This is a genomic window from Shewanella sp. UCD-KL12, from assembly GCF_001957125.1.
Lineage (GTDB): Bacteria > Pseudomonadota > Gammaproteobacteria > Enterobacterales > Shewanellaceae > Shewanella.
The window spans coordinates 104,796-125,018 of sequence record NZ_MPHJ01000014.1; the positions used below are offsets into that span (position 1 = coordinate 104,796).

16 protein-coding genes and 2 rRNA genes are annotated in these 20,223 nt (G+C 44.5%); 9 read left to right on the plus strand and 9 right to left on the minus strand.

What is annotated here, in order from left to right:
- The first annotated feature begins 8 nt into the window (after positions 1 to 8).
- Positions 9 to 1,391, plus strand: coding sequence for a DUF4397 domain-containing protein (locus BM736_RS19535; RefSeq protein WP_076415256.1), 1,383 nt, complete (start codon positions 9 to 11; stop codon positions 1,389 to 1,391).
- A gap of 103 nt (positions 1,392 to 1,494) precedes the next feature.
- Here BM736_RS19535 and BM736_RS19540 read toward each other — a convergent pair whose 3' ends face one another.
- The 5 genes from BM736_RS19540 to BM736_RS19560 are packed head-to-tail and all read right to left on the minus strand — an operon-like array spanning position 1,495 to position 4,945.
- The gene (locus BM736_RS19540) at positions 1,495 to 1,944 is read right to left on the minus strand and encodes a thioesterase domain-containing protein (protein ID WP_076415259.1); all 450 of its coding nucleotides are present in this window, start codon (positions 1,942 to 1,944) and stop codon (positions 1,495 to 1,497) included.
- Between the two features lie 5 nt (positions 1,945 to 1,949).
- A complete protein-coding gene (gene dtd, locus BM736_RS19545; RefSeq protein WP_076415261.1) occupies positions 1,950 to 2,387 on the minus strand; it encodes a D-aminoacyl-tRNA deacylase in 438 nt (145 codons plus the stop codon).
- A 56-nt stretch (positions 2,388 to 2,443) separates the two neighbouring features.
- Positions 2,444 to 3,013, minus strand: a complete 570-nt coding sequence (locus BM736_RS19550; RefSeq protein WP_076415263.1) for a hypothetical protein — start codon at positions 3,011 to 3,013, stop codon at positions 2,444 to 2,446.
- A gap of 4 nt (positions 3,014 to 3,017) precedes the next feature.
- Complete coding sequence (locus BM736_RS19555) at positions 3,018 to 3,962, minus strand: alpha/beta fold hydrolase (protein ID WP_076415265.1); 945 nt, start codon at positions 3,960 to 3,962, stop codon at positions 3,018 to 3,020.
- Positions 3,959 to 4,945, minus strand: coding sequence for a virulence factor BrkB family protein (locus BM736_RS19560; RefSeq protein ID WP_076415294.1), 987 nt, complete (start codon positions 4,943 to 4,945; stop codon positions 3,959 to 3,961). Before BM736_RS19560 ends, BM736_RS19555 begins: the two co-directional genes overlap by 4 nt.
- Positions 4,946 to 5,046: 101 nt before the next feature.
- Here BM736_RS19560 and BM736_RS19565 point away from each other — a divergent pair, with 101 nt between their 5' ends.
- From BM736_RS19565 to BM736_RS19575, 3 genes are all read left to right on the plus strand, one after another.
- A complete protein-coding gene (locus tag BM736_RS19565; RefSeq protein ID WP_076415267.1) occupies positions 5,047 to 5,268 on the plus strand; it encodes a hypothetical protein in 222 nt (73 codons plus the stop codon).
- A 53-nt stretch (positions 5,269 to 5,321) separates the two neighbouring features.
- Positions 5,322 to 5,969 carry a DUF2959 domain-containing protein gene (locus tag BM736_RS19570; RefSeq protein WP_076415269.1) on the plus strand — a complete coding sequence of 216 codons (648 nt, stop codon included), beginning with the start codon at positions 5,322 to 5,324 and terminating at the stop codon, positions 5,967 to 5,969.
- Between the two features lie 630 nt (positions 5,970 to 6,599).
- Complete coding sequence (locus BM736_RS19575) at positions 6,600 to 7,814, plus strand: 4Fe-4S binding protein (protein WP_076415274.1); 1,215 nt, start codon at positions 6,600 to 6,602, stop codon at positions 7,812 to 7,814.
- A gap of 488 nt (positions 7,815 to 8,302) precedes the next feature.
- Here the strand turns inward: BM736_RS19575 and typA are convergent, their stop codons facing one another.
- Positions 8,303 to 10,129 carry a translational GTPase TypA gene (typA, locus tag BM736_RS19580; RefSeq protein ID WP_076415296.1) on the minus strand — a complete coding sequence of 609 codons (1,827 nt, stop codon included), beginning with the start codon at positions 10,127 to 10,129 and terminating at the stop codon, positions 8,303 to 8,305.
- Between the two features lie 371 nt (positions 10,130 to 10,500).
- On the opposite strand from typA, the gene glnA reads away from it, so the two are divergent.
- Entirely contained in the window at positions 10,501 to 11,910 is a 1,410-nt protein-coding gene (gene glnA / locus BM736_RS19585; RefSeq protein WP_076415276.1) for a glutamate--ammonia ligase, read from the plus strand.
- Positions 11,911 to 12,165: 255 nt separating this feature from the next.
- Entirely contained in the window at positions 12,166 to 13,386 is a 1,221-nt protein-coding gene (locus BM736_RS19590; RefSeq protein WP_076415280.1) for a dicarboxylate/amino acid:cation symporter, read from the plus strand.
- 131 nt (positions 13,387 to 13,517) lie between these two features.
- Here the strand turns inward: BM736_RS19590 and BM736_RS19595 are convergent, their stop codons facing one another.
- The gene (locus BM736_RS19595; protein ID WP_076415283.1) at positions 13,518 to 15,617 is read right to left on the minus strand and encodes a S8 family serine peptidase; all 2,100 of its coding nucleotides are present in this window, start codon (positions 15,615 to 15,617) and stop codon (positions 13,518 to 13,520) included.
- Between the two features lie 584 nt (positions 15,618 to 16,201).
- Here BM736_RS19595 and BM736_RS19600 point away from each other — a divergent pair.
- The 3 genes from BM736_RS19600 to glnG all read left to right on the plus strand — a co-directional run bounded on the left by BM736_RS19600 (position 16,202) and on the right by glnG (position 19,374).
- Entirely contained in the window at positions 16,202 to 16,741 is a 540-nt protein-coding gene (locus tag BM736_RS19600) for a DUF4124 domain-containing protein (protein WP_076415285.1), read from the plus strand.
- A gap of 121 nt (positions 16,742 to 16,862) precedes the next feature.
- Positions 16,863 to 17,918, plus strand: a complete 1,056-nt coding sequence (gene glnL / locus BM736_RS19605; RefSeq protein WP_076415287.1) for a nitrogen regulation protein NR(II) — start codon at positions 16,863 to 16,865, stop codon at positions 17,916 to 17,918.
- Between the two features lie 49 nt (positions 17,919 to 17,967).
- Positions 17,968 to 19,374 carry a nitrogen regulation protein NR(I) gene (gene glnG, locus BM736_RS19610; protein WP_076415289.1) on the plus strand — a complete coding sequence of 469 codons (1,407 nt, stop codon included), beginning with the start codon at positions 17,968 to 17,970 and terminating at the stop codon, positions 19,372 to 19,374.
- 424 nt (positions 19,375 to 19,798) lie between these two features.
- Here glnG and rrf read toward each other — a convergent pair.
- Positions 19,799 to 19,914, minus strand: a 5S ribosomal RNA gene (rrf, locus tag BM736_RS19615).
- A gap of 120 nt (positions 19,915 to 20,034) precedes the next feature.
- A 23S ribosomal RNA gene (locus BM736_RS19620) occupies positions 20,035 to 20,223 on the minus strand; the annotation flags it as partial.

Here is a 20,223-nt window from a genome sequence, read left to right on the forward strand (position 1 = left end):
AATATGCTATGCAACGTCTTTATCTCAGTATCGCACTGACTACAGCGCTGGCTCTCACTGGCTGTAGCGATGACGATGATAACAATACGAACACCAATAAAACTACAGCTCCAACCTCTACGCCGACCGAAATGTCTATGGTACGAGTGATTCACGCCAGTGCTGATGCCCCAATGGTCACTGTCACTGCCAACGAAGTCGATCTGCTAACTGACGTTGACTACGCCATGTCTTCTGGACTGCTAAGCGTCGAGTCGGCCACCTATGCGATTGCGGTTAATGCACAACTACCTAGCGGTGAAACCGCTACCGTATTGTCAGCCGACTTGATGGCTGAAGCAGATATGGAGTACACCGCGGTAGCCGTAGGGAGTGTCGAAGGAGAGTCACTCGACTTAGCACTGATAGCCAACGCCACGAGCAATATTGCAGCGGGATACACACGAGTACAGGTACTTCACGGCACAATTGGTGTTGGTTTAGTCGATGTTTACGTCACTGAACTGAATGCTGATATCAGCGATATGGCCCCCACACTATCAGTTGATTACATGGACAATACCGATCAACTAGAGATTATGGCTGGCGATTATCAAGTGCGCATTACCGCCGCTGACCAAAAAGATGTGGTTTATGATTCTGGCTCAGTCACGCTGGCTGCTGAAACTGACTATTTGCTAACAGCAATAACCAATGTTTGGAGCGGTGACTCACCGGTAGCTCTACTCGCCGCGCTCCCTGAAGGTCAGGCCTTAATTCAAGATAAAAACGCCGGCGCTGATTTAAGAGTGATTCATGCTGTCGCCGATGCACCTGCTGTCGATGTGTTCCTGGATGGTAACGATATGCCTGCTGTAGACATGCTTAGCTTTGCTGAAGTGACCGGTTACCTCAACGTGCCACAAGGCGAGCATACCGTCACTGTTGCAGCAGATGCTGACAATAATGTGGTGGTTATCGATGCTGCTGAAGTCATACTTGAGCAAGGTATGAGCTATTCTGCATTGGCAATTGGTTCACTAGGTGATGAGATCATGCCTTGGATATTAATGGACAGCCCTCGTCGTGTTGCGACTGAGGCAAAGCTCAGTATTGCTCACGCATCATTCTCTGCAGGCAATGTAGATATCTACCTCACAGCTACTGATGATATTAGCAATGCAGCCCCTGTATTGAGCAACGTACCTTTCATGGTCGCTTCTGGCGTCCTCGCAGTCGCTGCTGGTGATTACGTGGTTAGCGTCACACCTCACGAAAGTAAAGATGTCGCCATTGGGCCTCTTAGCGTAAGCCTCATGGCTGGTGGTATCTATTCAGTTGCCGCTGTAGATGCTGCAGGTGGTGGAACACCACTTGGGGTGATTTTGATGGATGATTTTATAGCTAATTAAGTGATGAAACGCGTAATAAACAACAAGGCGGTACATACAAATGTATCGCCTTTTGTGTCATTAATATTTAGTGTGACTCGCATTTTCCATCAGGTCGACATGTTTAAACTATCGGCAAACTGACATATTTAGCTTCAAATTGTGCGCACAGCTTCTCTGCGCAAAAGAGTTCGACAGTAAGTGGAATTTTAACCCGCTTACCGCGGCCAAGAGGAGCCAGCTCGATATCGGCACAACTGACAACAGCAATGGGTTGCTCTGTTACTGGTGCGAGATAACGAATATGAGCACCCGCTAATACGATATCTCCCTGCACCTGTGCACGTTGTTGCAGCAGCCACACCATTCCCCAACCCGTTAGCGTCATCAAGGTATAAATACTACCTGCAAACATGGTCTGATGTAGATTGATATTAGGTGCTAAAGGCGCCGTTACCTTAAACTTATTGCCGCTAACGCTTAATGGCTCAACCGCCATAAACTGACTAAGTGGGATCGTTTGATGCCAAGTTTGCTTTAATTGAGCCAATAATTGCTGCTCACTTAACGCCATAGTCACTAGACCTGTAGGTTAAAAGTCACAGGGCCATCATTGACGAGACTCACCTGCATATCAGCAGCAAACTCACCAGTTTGTGTCGTTACGCCCTTAGACTGACAAAAGTCAATAAACTCCTCATAGAGTGCTTTAGCCTGCTCAGGGGTGCCTGCGCCTGAAAAGCTAGGCCTTAACCCACGCCCGGTATCCGCAGCCAAAGTAAACTGAGAAACCACAAGCAGAGAACCACCAGCCTGTTGTAGGTTTAAGTTCATCTTGCCATTTTCATCGGAGAAGACTCGATAGCTCATCACTTTAGTGGCTAGCTTTTCCATCTTGGCACTATCATCTTCACGCTCGACACCAAGTAATACCAATAAGCCTTTGTCGATCGCGCCAATGGTTTCACCATCAACATCCACTTTAGCCTGTTTAACACGTTGGATAAGGGCTATCACCTACAAATATCTCCTATGAAAAAGTTCCTAGCATCAAGATCCTAGGAACTTGTTAATTATAAATTTTGCGCCTGTTCCATAACAGGAATTGGCTTAATCAGATGCTCTGAGCCTTTTGGTAATGATTTACCCACTTGGCGTAACCCTTCGTCGGTCCACAGCATAAAGCGGCGGATCTCTTCAAGATCGATAGTATTAACGAAGGTAGCAGCGCCTTGAACCTGAATTACAGCGCCATTTTCACGCAGGGTAAATTTTGCAAAGTTGAGCTTATGATTAAGGGTACCGATCATAATCAGTAACTCTTTACTCCCCTTTAGCTTTGGATGAACGGCATAGAAACGGTTCATCATAATACGGTCGATGCCATCAGGGTTTATGCTTGGCTGTAATACAAATTGGTTATCATCAAATTGCAGGGCAACGCGGTTTGTTCCCGCCATAGTAGCCAAGTAGTTTTTTTGGATAAGCGCTTCAAACAGTGTTTTAGCCGCTGCTTCATTGCTCATTCCGCCAAGAGTCACACTCTCAGGAGCTAGGTTTGTATCTGTAGAGGTATCACTACTTTCTGTGGCGGCACATGCGCTTAAAGAGAATGCTAAACCAGCGATAATCAATTTTTTCATTTATCTATTCTTCCTTCATATTATTTGCCATTTCCCGTACGGCATAGACGACTTCACCAGCCATCTTATCATTGGCAAGAGCATGATACCCACTTTTAATCATTGAATAAGATATCGCATCGCTACCGAATTCGGTTAGAAAATTTTCAACAAACTGGCTGGGACACACCCAATCCATCTCGCCCTGCAATATAAAGGTTTGAGCCTGAATCTCAGCTGTCAGCTGCCGCATTAAAGCGTAAGCCCCAAAATATTGATGGCTTGCAAAATGCAGCTCAATCTCCGCCAAACTACTCGCACTTGATATATCAATATCACTAAGCGCTGCAGCCGGACGAGCGAGTGATAGCTCCCATGCTAACCATTGACCGATAAACTCACTACGCGTATCTAGGTCACTATGGTTTACCCCCTGTCGATATTGCTCAAATAATCTATCGATATTGGCACTAAATGGCGCAAGAGAGGTAAACGCTAAGTACTCATCTGCAAATAAGTTCGCCGCCCCTTTATTGGAATAGAGCCAATTAGTGCCACTTTCACTAGGAATAAATAGCCCCCAATAAACTTGCGACATGACTCGCTCTGGATACAAGCCACTGTAGATAATACCTAAGGTTGCTCCAAAGGAGCCGCCCACGAGACACCAGGCAGGAATGTTCAGCCAGAGGCGCACTTTTTCTAGATCTTTGAGCAGAGAGAGCAGATTGTTATTTTTTAGCTCACCTATCGGCCTAGAACGGCCCGCTCCACGCTGATCTAGCATCAACAGATGATAAGTATCATTGTCGAACAAAACTAAATCATCGGCAGTACAACCTGCACCAGGCCCCCCATGAAGGTATAACACAGGTATACCTTGTGGATTGCCATACTGTGCAAGGTGAAGCTGATGGCCATCTCCAACATCTAGCCAGTCACGGCGAATAAATGCTGGTAATGAATTCATGACTTCGTCGCATGGGGTTTCGAAGTTTCTGAATGCTCAGGCTCGACTTCTAAGCTATGAGTAGAGTAGCTGATATCAGTGGTTACCGCATCTCCATCCAGTGCTGAGTTCGGTGCTTTTTCAAGTAAGCCTGATTGTTTCTTGTCTAGATATTCAGGCATTGCAGCCGTGATAACTGCGCCTATCAGCACGATCATCCAGGAGAGATACACCCACATAAACAAAATAGGGATTGTTGCTAAGGCACCATATATCGCTTCATAGGTGGGAAATTGAGTCAGATAAAAAGCAAACGCCTTTTTACCGAACTCAAACAACAAGGCTGCAACGATCGCGCCGAGTAGAGCATGGAAAAACTTAACCTTAGTATTTGGCACCACCATATAGATCAACAAGAAGGTGGCGACCGAGAAAAACATAGGCAGCTTCTCTACCAGTAAGGGGACGACACCAGAAAGATCCGCACCATTAAACACTTTAAGAGATACGACATAGGAAGTAGCCACTAAGCTTGCGCCCATTAAAACGGGCCCTAGTGTCAACACCATCCAATACATAGAAAAAGATACCGCCATAGAGCGCTTCTCTGTCGTGCGCCAGATGCTATTGAGTGATTTATCAATATTCGATATCAACATGATTGCCACTACCATAAGCGCGGCAATACCAACAGCGGTTCCCTTTGAGGCATTAGCAACAAACTCATTGATGTAGATCTGTACACTGTCCCCCGCTGATGGAAGAAAGTTATTATAAATAAAGCCTTCTATTTGCTCCCGAATACCACTGAACACAGGAAAAGCCGATAACATAGACATAGTCACCGCGATCATTGGCACCAGTGACAACAGGGTTACATAGGCAAGGTGACCCGCTCGAATATTAATCTGGTCTTGGGCAAGTCGTTGCTTTAGATGTATCATAAAATGCCAAATGCTCAGCATAAATGTACGAAAGTGAGTTGCATCTATCTTTTTAATCACAGCTATCTCTTGATTCTCTTGTTGTAGTTGTTGGTCATATAACAATATATTCGTACAATAAAGCTTATAACCTAAGATTTACAAGTGTAAGGAATAAATAGATGTCACAGCAAGGCTCTGCAGGCAACGTAATTGCCGCTATCGCAAGTTTTTTCTTTCCTGGCTTAGGTCAGCTCGTTCAAGGGCGAATTATGGCAGCATTACTATTTTGCCTAATCACCATTGTTGGTTATGCCATGTGGTGGTTAGTGGTACCTGCCATTATAGGTGGTATTGCTCACCTATGGAGCATCATTGACGCAGCAAGATATAGAGCCGACTAGCACTTTGACTCAACCCGATTAAGTTTCCAACTATGGACAAGGACTATCCGATAATGAAGAGATATTTATCAATCGCCATCGTGGCCACCAGCTTACTGTTAACAGGCTGTCAGAGTGCCTATTACGGTGCGATGGAAAAAGTGGGCTATCACAAACGTGACATCATGGTCGACCGTGTAACTGATGCCAAAGAGTCCCAAGAGGAAGCTCAAGAACAGTTCAGTTCAGCCCTAGAGGAGATGCAAGCACTGCTCAATCATGATGGTGGTGATCTAGAGAGTGCTTACAATAAAGCCAAAGATGAATATGAATCATCTCAAGATGCAGCAGATGATGTCTCTAAGCGCATTAGTAAGGTAGAAGATGTCGCCGAAGCGCTGTTCGACGAATGGCAAGCTGAGATAGGTGAAATCAGTAAGGCTAGCTTGCGCCGCAACAGTGAAAGTAAACTGCGCGAGACACAGCGTTCATATGAGCAACTGGTTCGCACGATGAAACGTGCGGAGAGCAAAATGGCCCCCGTGTTAACTTCGATGAAAGACAATATGCTCTACCTTAAACATAACCTCAATGCCCAAGCTATTGGTGCTATCAAAGGCGAGTTTGCCAGCCTACAGACTGATATTTCAGGGTTAATAAAGGAGATGAACAAGTCTATTGCCGAGTCAAACAAGTTTATTGCATCTATCGAAGGCAAGTAAGCTCTACTCGTCGGTATGATATTCTAGATAAACTAAAACGTTAAAGCCCTGAGCATCCTATGTTCAGGGCTTTTTAATGTCAGGAACATTTATGCCTGCACCCATGGATGGATAGTGCAGGTATTTGTATAGGACCATAAGTGTTCCATTCGGTAACGGCTCCCTGCGCAACTCTCGATAATAGCTCCTGCATTATTCTATTTTCGTCCATCCATGACCTCATAACTCCTAAATCCATTTAGTCATCATTTATTGGCATTCCCACCATCTGCCCCATAGGGATATGGGAAATGTCTTGTAAGCGTTGGAACGCTTTAGACCATGCCGATCAGATATACTGCTCCCCGATCGCATGGTGCCAGAGGTTCCCTTCATCTGTTGCACATTTCCACAATCCCTTGCGGTCAAAGCGATGGAGGAGGTTAGTACCTGAAACGTTTAAACTTATCCCCCTACCTCAGCGCTAAAAAAAAGCAAGCCATGGGCTCGAGAGTTTGTGATACACCTCCTAGCCTAGCGAGTATCAAGATCTATTATCTAGATATGCCACACAAAAAATATTTCTAGCAAGAACTAATACAGATTGAATACCTCTGATTGATACAAGCTGACACATACATCAGAATATTTATGAGTTTTATAGAATCGTTAACCTTAATACTGGCCCTCACTTACAGTGCGAGCTTACTTTTTTTCAGCGGCCAAAAATGGGGAGCATTAACCACTGTGCTGGTGGTAATGGCAGCAGTGATCACTTCTCTGTCCTGGCCACTATTTATTGCAGTAGGCATATCCGCTGCAGGGCTTTTCCTACTGGCAAAGACAAAACCTGAAATAGCTAAAGGCGAGCTGAGAGCCAATGCACTCAGAGAAATGATTCAACATATACTTGCTCTATCTATGCTGCTTGTTGCCGTACAATTTTCAATAAACACTGCCATGCTGAAAGCTGGAATCACCCCTTGGCTTATGAGGCCCGATGTCGGCGACGCTTTCTTGCCTATTGCCGGTGGTATAGAGATAAAAGCCATACTCACCTTAGGCCTCTGGGATCAAACTCATCCAGCTGCGGCAGTGATGCTATCAGTAGTACTCTTAACAGGCTTGCTCTGTAAGCGCGCTTTTTGCGGCTGGGCTTGCCCATTAGGGATCGCAGGAGAGTACCTGTATAAACTTAGAAAGCGCATCATCAAAGATGACCTACTGCCACCAGCTTGGCTAGACTGGCCCCTTAGAATGCTCAAATACCTGCTGTTAGCTGCTTTGCTTTACATCATCATAAGCATGCCAGCACAGTCAATACCTCACTATCTTAATGGTAACTACCACAAGATAGCCGATCTTAAGATGGCACTCTTTTTCATCACCCCAGGACTGATCACTTTGGCCTGCTTTGCTTTCATCCTAGGGCTCGCTGCTTGGCGTCGTCAGGGGTTTTGCCGCTATATCTGCCCTTATGGTGCCCTACTTGGTTTATTGAGCTTTATGAGCCCGTTTAAGATACGTAGAAGCACGCAACATTGTTTAATCGAATCTAAAGGAATGAATTGCGACAAATGTACCCGCGCCTGCCCAGCGAACATTTCAGTGCATACCCAGAAAAATATTCGTTCGGATGAATGCCAAGCATGCATGCGTTGTGTATCAGCCTGCCCAAAAAAGGAGGCATTACACTTCAGCACCCGAAATGGGATTAAGCTATCTGCTAGGGGGCTGACTGTTATGTTGTTGCTTATTATGTTCCTTATCCCACTCGGTGCTTACGTCAGTGGATTCTGGGTCAGTAATACGCCGACTGATATCCGTATGTATCTGATCCAGCATTTAAATTCGATAGGGCATTAATAGCAATATTTGAAAATAATTGGCCTTCGAATGAAGGCTGGTTACATTTATTTGTTGGTTTATTTAGCGTTGGATGAGTTCACAGCGCGTCACAGAAGTGTTTGCACATAAGCCCACGGCAGGTGATTGATTCCAATGAGTCATTGGTAATACTCGACATTAGCAAATACTGACCATCTACCCGTCTTAAGATACAAATCCCCTTCATCGCTATCCCTGCGATCGGGAATAAGTGTATCTGACCGCCATGGTCTAAAGCGTTCCAGACGCTTACAAGACATTTCCCATATCCCTATGGGGCAGATGATGGGAATGCCAATAAATGCATGGAGCATTTATGGCCATGTACAAATCCCCTCCATCGCTATCCCTGCGATCGGGGATAAGTACATCCATGTACAAAAAAGCCCTGAACATTTTCATGTTCAGGGCTTCAACAACTGTCAGCTAGACAAAATTAACCTTCGCAGCTTAACGGCTGCGACAAATTATTTTGCGTCTTTAGCTGTACGGTTATTACGCTTACGCTCATTCTCAGTCAAGAAACGCTTACGAACACGAATGTTCTCTGGCGTTACTTCTACTAGCTCATCATCATCGATGAACTCAAGCGCTTGCTCTAGTGTCATTTCGATATGCGGAGTTAGTACCTGTGCTTCATCAGTACCTGATGCACGCATGTTAGTTAGCTGCTTACCTTTCAAACAGTTAACGGTTAGATCGTTTGCACGAGCGTGAAGACCAACTACCTGACCTTCATAAACTTCTGCAGCGTGAGTGATAAATAGACGACCACGCTCCTGAAGGTTAAATAGTGCGAATGTTAGTGCTTTACCAGTACCGTTAGAGATCAATACACCACGAGCACGTTGACCGATATCACCGCCCTTCACTGGACCGTAATGGTCGAATGAATGGTAGATAAGACCAGTACCAGACGTTGCTGTCATAAACTCAGTTTGAAAACCGATTAAGCCACGGCTAGGAATAACGAAGTCGATACGTACACGACCCTTACCATCTAGCTGCATGTCACGCATGTCACCCTTACGGGTACCTAACTTCTCGATAACTGTACCCTGATGCTCTTCTTCAACATCAACAGTCAATGTTTCGTAAGGCTCGCTCATTACGCCATCGATCTCTTTCTCGATAACTTCTGGGCGTGATACGGCTAACTCGTAACCTTCACGACGCATGTTTTCGATAAGAATAGATAGGTGAAGTTCACCACGACCCGATACGCGGAAACGATCTGGGCTTTCAGTCTCTTCAACACGAAGTGCTACGTTATGTACTAGCTCCTGCTCTAGACGCTCAAGGATGTTACGTGAAGTTACGTACTTACCTTCTTTACCAGCGAATGGAGAAGTGTTGACCTGGAAGGTCATTGTTAGTGTTGGCTCATCTACAGACAGTGCAGGAAGTGCTTCTACTGAAGTAGGTGCACAAATGGTATCTGAAATTTGAAGTTGACCAAGACCAGTAATAGCAACGATGTCACCAGCATTTGCTTCAGTAACTTCGTGACGATCTAGACCCATGTAACCTAATACCTGGCCCATCTTACCGTTACGAGTCTTACCATCAGCACCTAGAACGGTTACCTGCTGGTTAGTCTTAACGCTACCACGCTTGATACGACCAATACCGATAACACCTACATATGAGTTGTAATCGATTTGAGAGATCTGCATCTGGAAGTCACCTTCAGCATCAGCATCTGGCGAAGAAACTTTTTCAACAATTGTTTCGAACAAAGGTGTCATATCACCTTCGCTAACTTCTGGGTCTAGACCGGCAAAGCCGTTAAGCGCTGAAGCGTAAACAATTGGGAAATCTAGCTGCTCATCTGTAGCACCTAAGTTGTCGAATAGATCGAATACTTGGTCGATAACCCAGTCAGGGCGAGCACCTGGACGGTCAATCTTGTTGATTACAACAATTGGCTTAAGGCCTTGAGCAAATGCTTTCTTAGTTACGAAGCGAGTTTGCGGCATTGGACCGTCAACGGCATCAACAAGTAGTAATACTGAATCAACCATAGAAAGAACACGCTCAACTTCACCACCGAAATCGGCGTGACCAGGGGTGTCTACGATGTTAATTCGGTAGTCATTCCACTTGATGGCTGTGTTCTTTGCAAGAATCGTGATTCCACGTTCCTTTTCAAGATCGTTTGAATCCATCACCCGCTCAGTGGCCTCTCCTCGAGTCTCAAGGGTTCCAGACTGCGCCAGCATCTTATCAACCAAGGTAGTCTTACCATGGTCAACGTGTGCAATAATGGCGATGTTACGTAAATTCTCTAACACAGATAAACCTCTACCGTTTATATATTGGGGGGGTATTTGTAACAGCCTTAATAATAGCTGTTGCAATAAAAAACGTGACATTCTACTCTAGCTGAGGGCTCTCGCACAGGATTATTTTTTAGTCAGCTATGAATAGTTTGCTTTGTATGCCTTCGCACCATCATGGTGAGCGCACCAAGATCGCCCAAAGCATGCACCATTTCAGTGCAAAATATCATAAACCTTGGCTTCACTCCTTTTCGGTTCCCTTAAAAATCATAAAGTTACGTTTTTGGCACGAGTCTAGCTTATTGAAGTTAGAATCGCATAAAAGCGCTAATGAAGTTTAAAATAAATAAGGGCTTACCCTTTACCCTACTCGGAGACTTAGAATGTCAGCTGAATCAGTTTTACAACAACTCGAAGAATTAGAAGTTAAGTTTGTTGATCTACGCTTTACCGATACTCGTGGTAAAGAACAACACGTATCAATTCCATCTCATCAAGTTGATGCCGACTTTTTTGAAGACGGTAAGATGTTCGATGGTTCTTCAATCTCAGGTTGGAAAGGCATTAACGAATCAGACATGGTATTGATGCCAGATGCAGCAAGCTTTGTTCTTGATCCATTTACAGCTGAAACCACTGCTAACATTCGTTGCGATATCTTAAACCCTGGCACTATGACTGGTTACAACCGTGACCCACGCTCTATTGCTAAGAAAGCTGAAGAGTATTTACGCTCTACAGGTATCGCAGATACCGTGTTAATTGGTCCAGAGCCAGAGTTCTTCCTTTTTGATGATGTTAAGTACGGCGCTGACATGTCAGGTTGCTTCTACAAGGTAGATGCCGAAGAAGCTTCATGGAATTCAGGTACACACTATGATGAAGGCAACACAGGTCACCGTCCTGGCGTTAAAGGTGGTTACTTCCCAGTAGCACCTGTTGATTCATCACAAGATCTTCGCAGCGCTATGTGTCTAGTACTTGAAGAGATGGGCCAAGTTGTAGAAGCGCATCACCATGAAGTTGCAACAGCTGGTCAAAACGAGATCGCAACTCGCTTTAATACACTGACACTTAAGGCCGATGAAGTTCAGGTTCTTAAATATGTTATCCATAACGTTGCTCACGCTTACGGTAAAACAGCAACCTTTATGCCTAAGCCAATTGTTGGTGATAACGGTAGTGGTATGCACGTTCACCAGTCTCTTGCTAAAGACGGCGTAAACCTATTTGCCGGTGATAAGTACGGTGGATTGAGTGAAACAGCACTATTCTACATTGGTGGTATTATTAAGCACGCGCGTGCAATCAACGCTTTTGCTAACCCATCAACTAACTCATACAAGCGTCTTATCCCGCATTTCGAAGCGCCTGTAATGTTGGCTTACTCTGCAGCTAACCGCTCAGCTTCAATCCGTATTCCAATGGTACCAAGTGCTAAAGCACGTCGTATTGAGTTACGTTTTGGTGACCCAATGGCTAACCCATACCTAGCATTCTCTGCAATGCTTATGGCTGGCCTTGACGGTATCCAGAACAAGATCCACCCAGGTGAAGCAATGGATAAAGATCTATATGATCTTCCACCTGAAGAAGCTGCTGAAATTCCAACAGTTGCAACTTCGCTTGAAAACGCACTTGAGTGTCTTGATGCTGACCGTGAATTCTTGACTCGTGGCGAAGTATTCAGCAACGATTTCATCGATTCATATATTAAGCTTAAGTCTGAAGATGTTGAGCGCGTTAACCAAACAACTCACCCAGTTGAATTCGAGCTTTACTACAGCTTGTAATCCCTATGTGAGAACGCCATCGCACTAAGTCGATAGCGAAGTTGAAAACCCTAGCCATTGCTAGGGTTTTTTATGCCTGTCTTTAAGGCGCGCTTCCTGATCAATCCCTCTTAAAATATAAGCCAGAGGCACTCTGAATTGATTACAGTATTGATGCAATTAGCATAAATTTGACTCCCAACTTCTGCTTAAGTTAGTTTGAAGCCAGTCCCCTTTATTCACTCGGCTTTTTAAACTCGTTAAATGGATTTTCATATGTGGAACAAACTTCAGCCTTACCGCTCTTCAATCATCTTACTTGCCGCACTTTCTCTTGGTGGTGTGACTGGTATTATAATTCCAGACATTGCGTTGAAGCTGAAACCCATAGGACAGATATTCCTTAACCTGCTGTTTATGATCATCGTGCCATTAGTCGCGATCAGTGTGACCTCCTCTATCGCTCGTATGACAGACCTAAAAAAGTTAGGTGCCATTCTTGTCTCAATCTTGCTGGTCTCTATTGCTATGGCAATCGTTCCTGCTGTTGGCATCATTGGCTTAGCCACGATATTCGACCCTGCACAAGGCGTTGTATTAGATCTCAAGCAAAGCGTTGAACTCGGCTCAGGTAATATGGACTTTGTGAGCTTATTAACCACTAATGATTTTATTGGTTTACTGTCTAAATCTAATATTCTGGCACTGATCATCATGTCAGTGATCTCAGGTATTGCCATAGGTCAATCAGGCAAAGATGGTGAAAAGGTTTCAGCTATGCTCGATAGCCTCAACACCGTCACTCTAAAAGTAGTATCTATTGTCATGCTTGCAGCCCCCATAGGTTTAGGCGCATTCTTTGCCTCAACGATGGCCAGTCAAGATCCACAACTCCTGCAAACCTTTGCCCGTGCCATCGCCCTATTCTTTATCGCCGCCGTTAGCTACTTCACTTTAGGAAGTAGCTTTTATGCTTGGCTAGGAGGTGGAACCAGCGGCGTTAAGCAGTTTTGGAAACATGCTATAGCGCCCTCAGTCACAGCACTAGGTACCAGCTCATCGCTAGCCACACTTCCGGTTAATATACGCGCTGCAAATAAGATGGGGCTTAGAGAAGATATTGCTGATATCTGCTTACCTTTATTAGTGAATTTAAATAAAGGCGGTGCATCCATGACCACAGCACTGAAGATTGTCTTTATCTACTCTCTCCTTGGTTTAGAATTTACTCCTGATGTCTTTGCTATCACGATACTAATCTCTGTCTTGTCAGCTTTTGTCATTGGCGGTGTACCTGGCGGCGCTTTTCTAGGGGAGATTTTTATCGTTACCACCTTAGGTTTGCCCATAGAGGTGATCCCTATCTTAATCATTATCGGTGCTGTAACAGATGCTCCTGCTACCTTAATAAATGTTATTCACGACCTCAATGCCACTCAAATCATAGAGCGCTTGAGCCGCAAACGTTACCTTACCTCGACAGAAGCTGACACCTAGAATCTGTAAACGTTAACCTTAAATCGTTGCCTATCAGCGACGAAAAAGCCCAAGCTAGCGACGTTAGCTTGGGCTTGCTTCAACGCAAAGCAGCGAAGATTTTACTGTAAAATCAACTTAGTCATTCCGACTTAGTTACAGCTACCGTTACTCGTCCAGACAGCCCATTGACCAGAGTTATCGGCTGGGTTTTGGTTTTCAGTCCACCAGTTAGCGGTATATTTAACATTGTTATATGCCACCTGATCGCCAGCATTATACACAGTTGAAGCTGACCAATTAGCTAAACCATTACAACCCTGTACTTCGTCAGTGACTGTAACTGTTTGAACTTGGGTATGACTTAAACCTTGCTCGTCTTCAACCGTTAAGCTCACTTGGTAAGCACCGCTTGCACCAAAAGTATGCACAGGGCTAGTTTGGCTAGAAACACTAGCATCACCAAACTGCCAAGCATGAGTCACAACAGCGTTGTCATCTGTAGACTGACTAGTAAAGCTTACGGTCAAACCAGATATTGAGGCATTAAAGCTGGCCACTGGAGGCTGATTGGGATTACCGCCACCACTACACTCGCCACGATTAGCCCACACATTGGAGTAAACATCAGGCTGCGCCCCCGTTGACCACCACGTTGCTTCATATTTGCTGCTGCTATATGAAACGAGATCCCCGATGGCATACGAAGTGCTCGCATTCCAAGCGTTCAAACCATCGCAACCTTTACCGCCATCGCTGCCAATCGACACTAGGGCTGATTTACTGCTCGTTTGATTAGCCGTGTCAGTTACGGTCAGTGTTACGCTAAAATCACCATTACTGCTATAAGTGTGCACAGGGCTTGCTTGAGTTGAGGTGGTTTGATCGCCAAAGTCCCAATAGTAACCGCTTATGCCATTATCATCGCTAGAGGCATCACTAAAGCTCACCGTACTGCCATTAACTGCTACATTAAAGTTGGCAACTGGTGGCTGATCCCCCCCGCCGCCATCACCACAACTGCTAGTCTGCAAGTAATCATAAGCAGCTTTGGCTTTTACAATACCATAGCCGTAGGAAGTATCCCGACCCGCACTGCCACGATCTTCAGCAGTAGCATTTAATGCGTTACGAATTTCAGTAGGTGTACAGCTTGGGAAATGACTCCAAACCAGTGCTGCAACCCCTGCAACATGAGGCGTAGCCATTGAAGTACCACTAATAGACTTATAGCCACCATTATTCCAGGTTGAATTAACATCAACCCCTGGCGCGGCAATTTCTACCTGTGAATTATATTGAGAAAATGACGCTTTAGTCCCTGAACTATCAACCGCAGCCACAGACATTACTTCATCATATGATGCCGGATATGACATAGTGCTGTTACCATCATTTCCCGCTGCAGCAATGCTCAACACACCTTGGCTGGTAGCATTGGCAAACGCTTGTCGCTCTGCAGATGATGAAGCACCGCCACCTAAGCTCATGCTGATCACATCAGCACCAGCTGCCACACATTGGTTAACGGCAGCAACCATGTCAGAGCCATAAGCCCAGCTACCACTGTCATCAAACACCTTAACAATATGCAAACCGACTAATCCAGACGGGTTAACACCTACCACACCTTGATTATTGCCACCAATGGCTGCAATAGTACCCGCAACATGCGTACCATGACCGTTACCATCACTGTACCAGTTACCAGTATCATTACTGCCATATCCATCGTCTCCAGTCACGCCGTCACTGGGTAAATCACTATGGCCTCGAGTATAACCAGTGTCTGTAATACACACCTTTCGATTAGCTGTTTGACTGTCCGAAACTAAATTAGCCTGTACCATGCCAATACCATAAGGCGATGATTCGGCCATCAGATAACGTTTGGGGTCGACTTCAACCAGTGCAACATTCGGATCTGTGGACAAGGCTTGATATTGTTCACTATCAAGCATAACTGCCATTGCATTGATTTGTGGCAGCGACAGAACCACTTCAGCACTAACATCAGCTGCAGTTTGTTGCATCAGATCGACTTTAGCTTGGGTAACAGCAGCCGGCGAAGACTTGCCCTGCTGTAAGCTAATAATACTGCGATCGGTCATCTGCACTATAAAGCGTTGTGCTTGTTTCTCAATAACAGTAGGTTGCACCAAGTTTTGGGTTTGAGCATTAACGGCTGCGGCAACAAGACTCAGGGTAAAAGCTGCTGCCAAAGGGAGTTTTTGTTTATTTATTGTTTTCATTGTGTACCTTCACATTGTGTGAAGCTCGCTGTGAAAACGCGACGACTAAACACGTCAACAGGAGCCGTGTATTTACATGTAGAACAAGTAATGAAAATAACTAGTTATTCACTTTACTCGCATTTAATTAAGCGCGAGTTTATTAACTAGTCAAACTAATTATCAGTGACTTACGGATGTTACCAGCAAAATAATTATCAAAAAAAAATGCGTAAATATTTAAGTACAATTAGAATAAATAGTCGATAAAAAGCAATTTAGTACAAGGAATCATTCACTTAGTTAGTACATTTAGACGACTTTAACCTCAGTGGTTATTACTGTGTAAATTTTAAGCAACGAAAATACTATAACCTAAGGGAATGACTTATAGATCAAGGGTATAACTCGATTGAACCGCGAGTACATAAATCTGATAATCGTTGGATCTATTTTACATTCATTAGTTTCAGTTGTGATTTTCAGGAATATCGATATCCCTGATCAGCAATTTAAGTAAATAAACTAGTTAGCTTTTACCATGATTTTTAATCCAAAAACGGCTAGTCTAGTAATATTCACAACCGCGCAACAAAGGACAACTTATGCGTACTGCAGTGATAATGGCATTACTTTTACTCACCACGCTTGCTCAGGCAGCCGTGTATAAATGGGTTGATAAGGATGGCAAGGTCCACTATTCCGATAAGCCAATTGAAAACTCTCAGGCAGTTGAATTTAAGAGCAACACCCAGAACCAGATAAAAATACAAACCCCTGCAGCTATATCATCTGAAGTCACTGAAGATGAACCCAAAGTGTCATACCAAATTAAAATTAACTCCCCCTCAGAAGAAGAAACCATTAGGGATAACGAAGGCAACATCACTATTATGGCAACGATCTCTCCGGACTTAGCCGCAAAGCATGTGCTAGTTCTTCTGATGGATGGTGTTGTCGTTGGTGCACCGCAAAACACTCCCATATTTAACTTAGAGAATGTTGATAGAGGCGAACATAGCTTTGTTATCAAAGCTGTTGCACAGAACGGCAAACAACTTGCATCTACCTCACCAAGAAAGATATTCCTTCACAGAGCGATAGTAAATCGTCAATCGACCCCAACACCATTTCAGGGCGGATGAGATTAAACTGTTTACTATTAATTAGTTAGATTATTCATAGGTTCTAATCTTCAGTGGAGAAAGTTGCACAGTGCACCAGTTTGGTGCACCATAGTGGTGCATGTATTTGCTGGGAGTGCTAATGGACCTGAAACACCTGATTAATAACCTTGTTACCGCAGTCATAGTAATCGATGTCGATTTAAGGCTGTGTTATGCAAATGCAGCTGCTGAACAACTGCTAGGTATCGGTAGTCACCGATTAACTGAGCACTCATTAGCCGACAATTTTCAGCTTCTCGGGGTTAGCACTGAGTTACTCAGCAATGCCTTAAGAGATAACCAAGGTATTACAGTCAATACAGCCCCCCTTGTCACCTTAGATAATCAGCATCATACAGTCGATATAACGTTAACTCCGCTAGAGCAAGATCAAGGATTAGGCCTGCTTGAACTCAGGCAAGTTGATCAGCAACGGCGAATTCATCAACAACTGACTCTAGATGCTCAACAGCAAGCCGCTCAATATCTCGTTAGAAACTTAGCCCATGAGATCAAAAATCCTTTAGGCGGATTGAGAGGTGCTGCGCAACTATTATCAAAAGAGCTGCAAGACCCAGAGCTAAATGAGTTCACAGACATGATTATTGAGCAAGCTGACAGGCTAAGAAACTTAGTCGATCGCTTACTGGGTCCGCAAAAACCGACAGAACATACCCAACATAATATTCATGAAGTAATACAAAAAGTCCTTAAGCTAGTGACGATGACCTTGCCCGAGAACATTCAACTTAAACAGGATTATGATCCCTCTATTCCCGATATAGATATGGATCCAGAGCAGCTTCAGCAAGCTGTGCTCAACATTGTCCAAAATGCGATTCAAGCCCTGGAACATGAGGATCCTGAGTTTAAAGGTGCCGTAGTGATAAAGACCAGAACGCAGCATCAGGTAACGATTGGAACCCAGAGACATAAGCTGGTTATCGCACTGTCAATAATTGATAACGGACCGGGAATCAAAGCAGAGCTAATGGATACCTTATTTTACCCCATGGTAACAGGCAGAGATCAGGGATCTGGTTTAGGCCTTTCTATCGCGCATAACTTTGCCAGATTACACGGAGGGAGAATTGATTGTGACTCAAAACCTGGTTTAACAGAGTTTACGATATTGCTGCCGATAGACACAAAATAGAAAGTTTAAATGACCTAAAATCACAATAAGAAACACTGGGGAGAGCGGTATGACAGAGCAAGTTTGGGTACTCGACGATGATAGCTCAATCCGCTGGGTAGTGGAGAGAGCACTAAAAGGCGCAAAGATAACGTCAACAAGTTTTGCAGCTGCAGAATCACTTTGGCAAGCGTTAGAGCAATCACAGCCAAAGGTTATCATCTCTGATATCCGTATGCCGGGGACCGACGGTCTCACTTTATTGGAAAGGCTGCAAGCACACTACCCAAACATCCCAGTGATCATAATGACCGCCCACTCAGATTTAGATAGTGCGGTCAGTGCTTATCAGGCCGGCGCCTTTGAGTATTTGCCTAAGCCCTTTGATATTGATGAAGCTATAGCCTTAGTAGAGCGAGCCCTTACTCACTGTAATGAGCAAGTAGTTGAAACAGAAGAAGTTCAAGTCAAAGCTCCTGAAATTATAGGTGAAGCTCCTGCCATGCAGGAAGTGTTCAGAGCAATTGGTCGCCTGTCTCGATCATCTATCAGCGTATTGATCAATGGACAATCAGGAACGGGTAAAGAGTTAGTTGCTGGCGCACTACATAAACATAGTCCTCGAAAAGATAGCCCATTCATTGCAATCAATATGGCCGCAATTCCAAAGGATCTCATAGAGTCTGAGTTGTTTGGTCATGAAAAAGGGGCTTTTACCGGTGCATCAGGGATCCGCCAAGGTCGCTTTGAACAGGCTAATGGTGGCACACTCTTTCTCGACGAAATTGGTGATATGCCTTTGGATGTACAAACGAGGTTACTAAGAGTACTTGCAGATGGTCAATTTTATCGTGTCGGTGGCCACTCTCCAGTGCAAGTTGATGTGAGGATTATTGCTGCAACCCATCAGGATTTAGAACTTTTAGTACAAAAAGGCGATTTTCGAGATGACCTATTTCATAGACTGAATGTGATTAGGGTTCACCTACCAGCATTATCACAGCGCAGAGAAGATATACCTCAGCTAGCCAGGCACTTTCTAGCAACCGCAGCTAAAGAGATTGCTGTTGAGACCAAGGTACTTGCACCAGAGACTGCAGAAAAGCTATCTCAACTACCTTGGCCAGGGAATGTGAGACAGCTTGAGAATACGTGCCGCTGGCTTATGGTCATGGCTTCAGGCCAAGAGATCTTGCCTCAAGATCTACCACCTGAACTGTTAAAAGAACAGGAACAGATAAAGCTCCAAACTTCAGGTGAACCAGGTGATTGGCAACACTCATTAAGGAGCTGGATAGATCTACGACTCAAAGAGGGAGAGAGCGATCTCTTGACCGAGGTCCAACCAGCCTTTGAACGGATACTATTAGAGACAGCACTTGAGCACACTAACGGCCACAAACAGGAAGCAGCCAAACGTCTCGGCTGGGGAAGAAACACCCTCACCCGCAAGCTCAAAGAGCTATCAATGGACTGATTTACATTAGTAGCTCTCACTAAAACGCCTACTTAGATAAGTAGGCATTTTATTATCTAGTTAATACCTCACTAAGTAAGAGAGATGTATTAAAGGCCAGTAACGCAAAGATGTTGCTTATCAACAAGTCCAACAGTGAATCACGTTACATAGAAAGCACTTAGTTGCTTACAACCAAGGCATCTGTCATAAACACATCGCTAGCGCGATATTCGCCCTACTCCCTACATGGATGTAGGGAGTGCATTGAATTGTTGGGAACAATTCTGGCCTCCACATGGGTATTGAGCCTCACTACGTTCGGACTCTTCACTTCTCCATGTTCGAGTGGTCACTTCTTGTAGCAAAGAGTCCAGGCTAAAAACGAAAAAAGCCCATTGCGTTAGCAATGGGCTTATTCGACTCTCTTTACGAGAAATTAGGCGCCTGGAAATGACCTACTCTCACATGGGGAGACCCCACACTACCATCGGCGCTATTGCGTTTCACTTCTGAGTTCGAGATGGGATCAGGTGGGGCCACAATGCTATGGTTTCCAGACTAATTGGGTAAAATTTGAAAAGCTAATTAGTTCTATAATCGTTCTAACTTAAATCAAGTCGTATTCTTTTGTGCTTGTAAAGTAATCATCACTAATCACCACAAACCCATCTGGGTTGTATGGTTAAGCCTCACGAGTCATTAGTACAAGTTAGCTCAACGCCTCACAACGCTTACACACCTTGCCTATCAACGTCCTAGTCTAGAACGGCTCTTTAGAGAGATTAAATCTCTAGGGATGACTCATCTTAGGACTCGCTTCCCGCTTAGATGCTTTCAGCGGTTATCGATTCCGAACGTAGCTACCGG

Excerpts from the sequence above, each read along its gene's own strand:
- BM736_RS19590 (WP_076415280.1), top strand. The coding sequence starts at position 12,166 with ATGTGGAACAAACTTCAGCCTTACCGCTCTTCAATCATCTTACTTGCC.
- BM736_RS19595 (WP_076415283.1), bottom strand. The coding sequence starts at position 15,617 with ATGAAAACAATAAATAAACAAAAACTCCCTTTGGCAGCAGCTTTTACC.
- glnL (WP_076415287.1), top strand. The coding sequence starts at position 16,863 with ATGGACCTGAAACACCTGATTAATAACCTTGTTACCGCAGTCATAGTA.
- BM736_RS19540 (WP_076415259.1), bottom strand. The coding sequence starts at position 1,944 with ATGGCGTTAAGTGAGCAGCAATTATTGGCTCAATTAAAGCAAACTTGG.
- BM736_RS19535 (WP_076415256.1), top strand. The coding sequence starts at position 9 with ATGCAACGTCTTTATCTCAGTATCGCACTGACTACAGCGCTGGCTCTC.
- glnA (WP_076415276.1), top strand. The coding sequence starts at position 10,501 with ATGTCAGCTGAATCAGTTTTACAACAACTCGAAGAATTAGAAGTTAAG.
- BM736_RS19565 (WP_076415267.1), top strand. The coding sequence starts at position 5,047 with ATGTCACAGCAAGGCTCTGCAGGCAACGTAATTGCCGCTATCGCAAGT.
- BM736_RS19575 (WP_076415274.1), top strand. The coding sequence starts at position 6,600 with ATGAGTTTTATAGAATCGTTAACCTTAATACTGGCCCTCACTTACAGT.
- BM736_RS19550 (WP_076415263.1), bottom strand. The coding sequence starts at position 3,013 with ATGAAAAAATTGATTATCGCTGGTTTAGCATTCTCTTTAAGCGCATGT.
- BM736_RS19570 (WP_076415269.1), top strand. The coding sequence starts at position 5,322 with ATGAAGAGATATTTATCAATCGCCATCGTGGCCACCAGCTTACTGTTA.
- BM736_RS19600 (WP_076415285.1), top strand. The coding sequence starts at position 16,202 with ATGCGTACTGCAGTGATAATGGCATTACTTTTACTCACCACGCTTGCT.
- BM736_RS19555 (WP_076415265.1), bottom strand. The coding sequence starts at position 3,962 with ATGAATTCATTACCAGCATTTATTCGCCGTGACTGGCTAGATGTTGGA.
- glnG (WP_076415289.1), top strand. The coding sequence starts at position 17,968 with ATGACAGAGCAAGTTTGGGTACTCGACGATGATAGCTCAATCCGCTGG.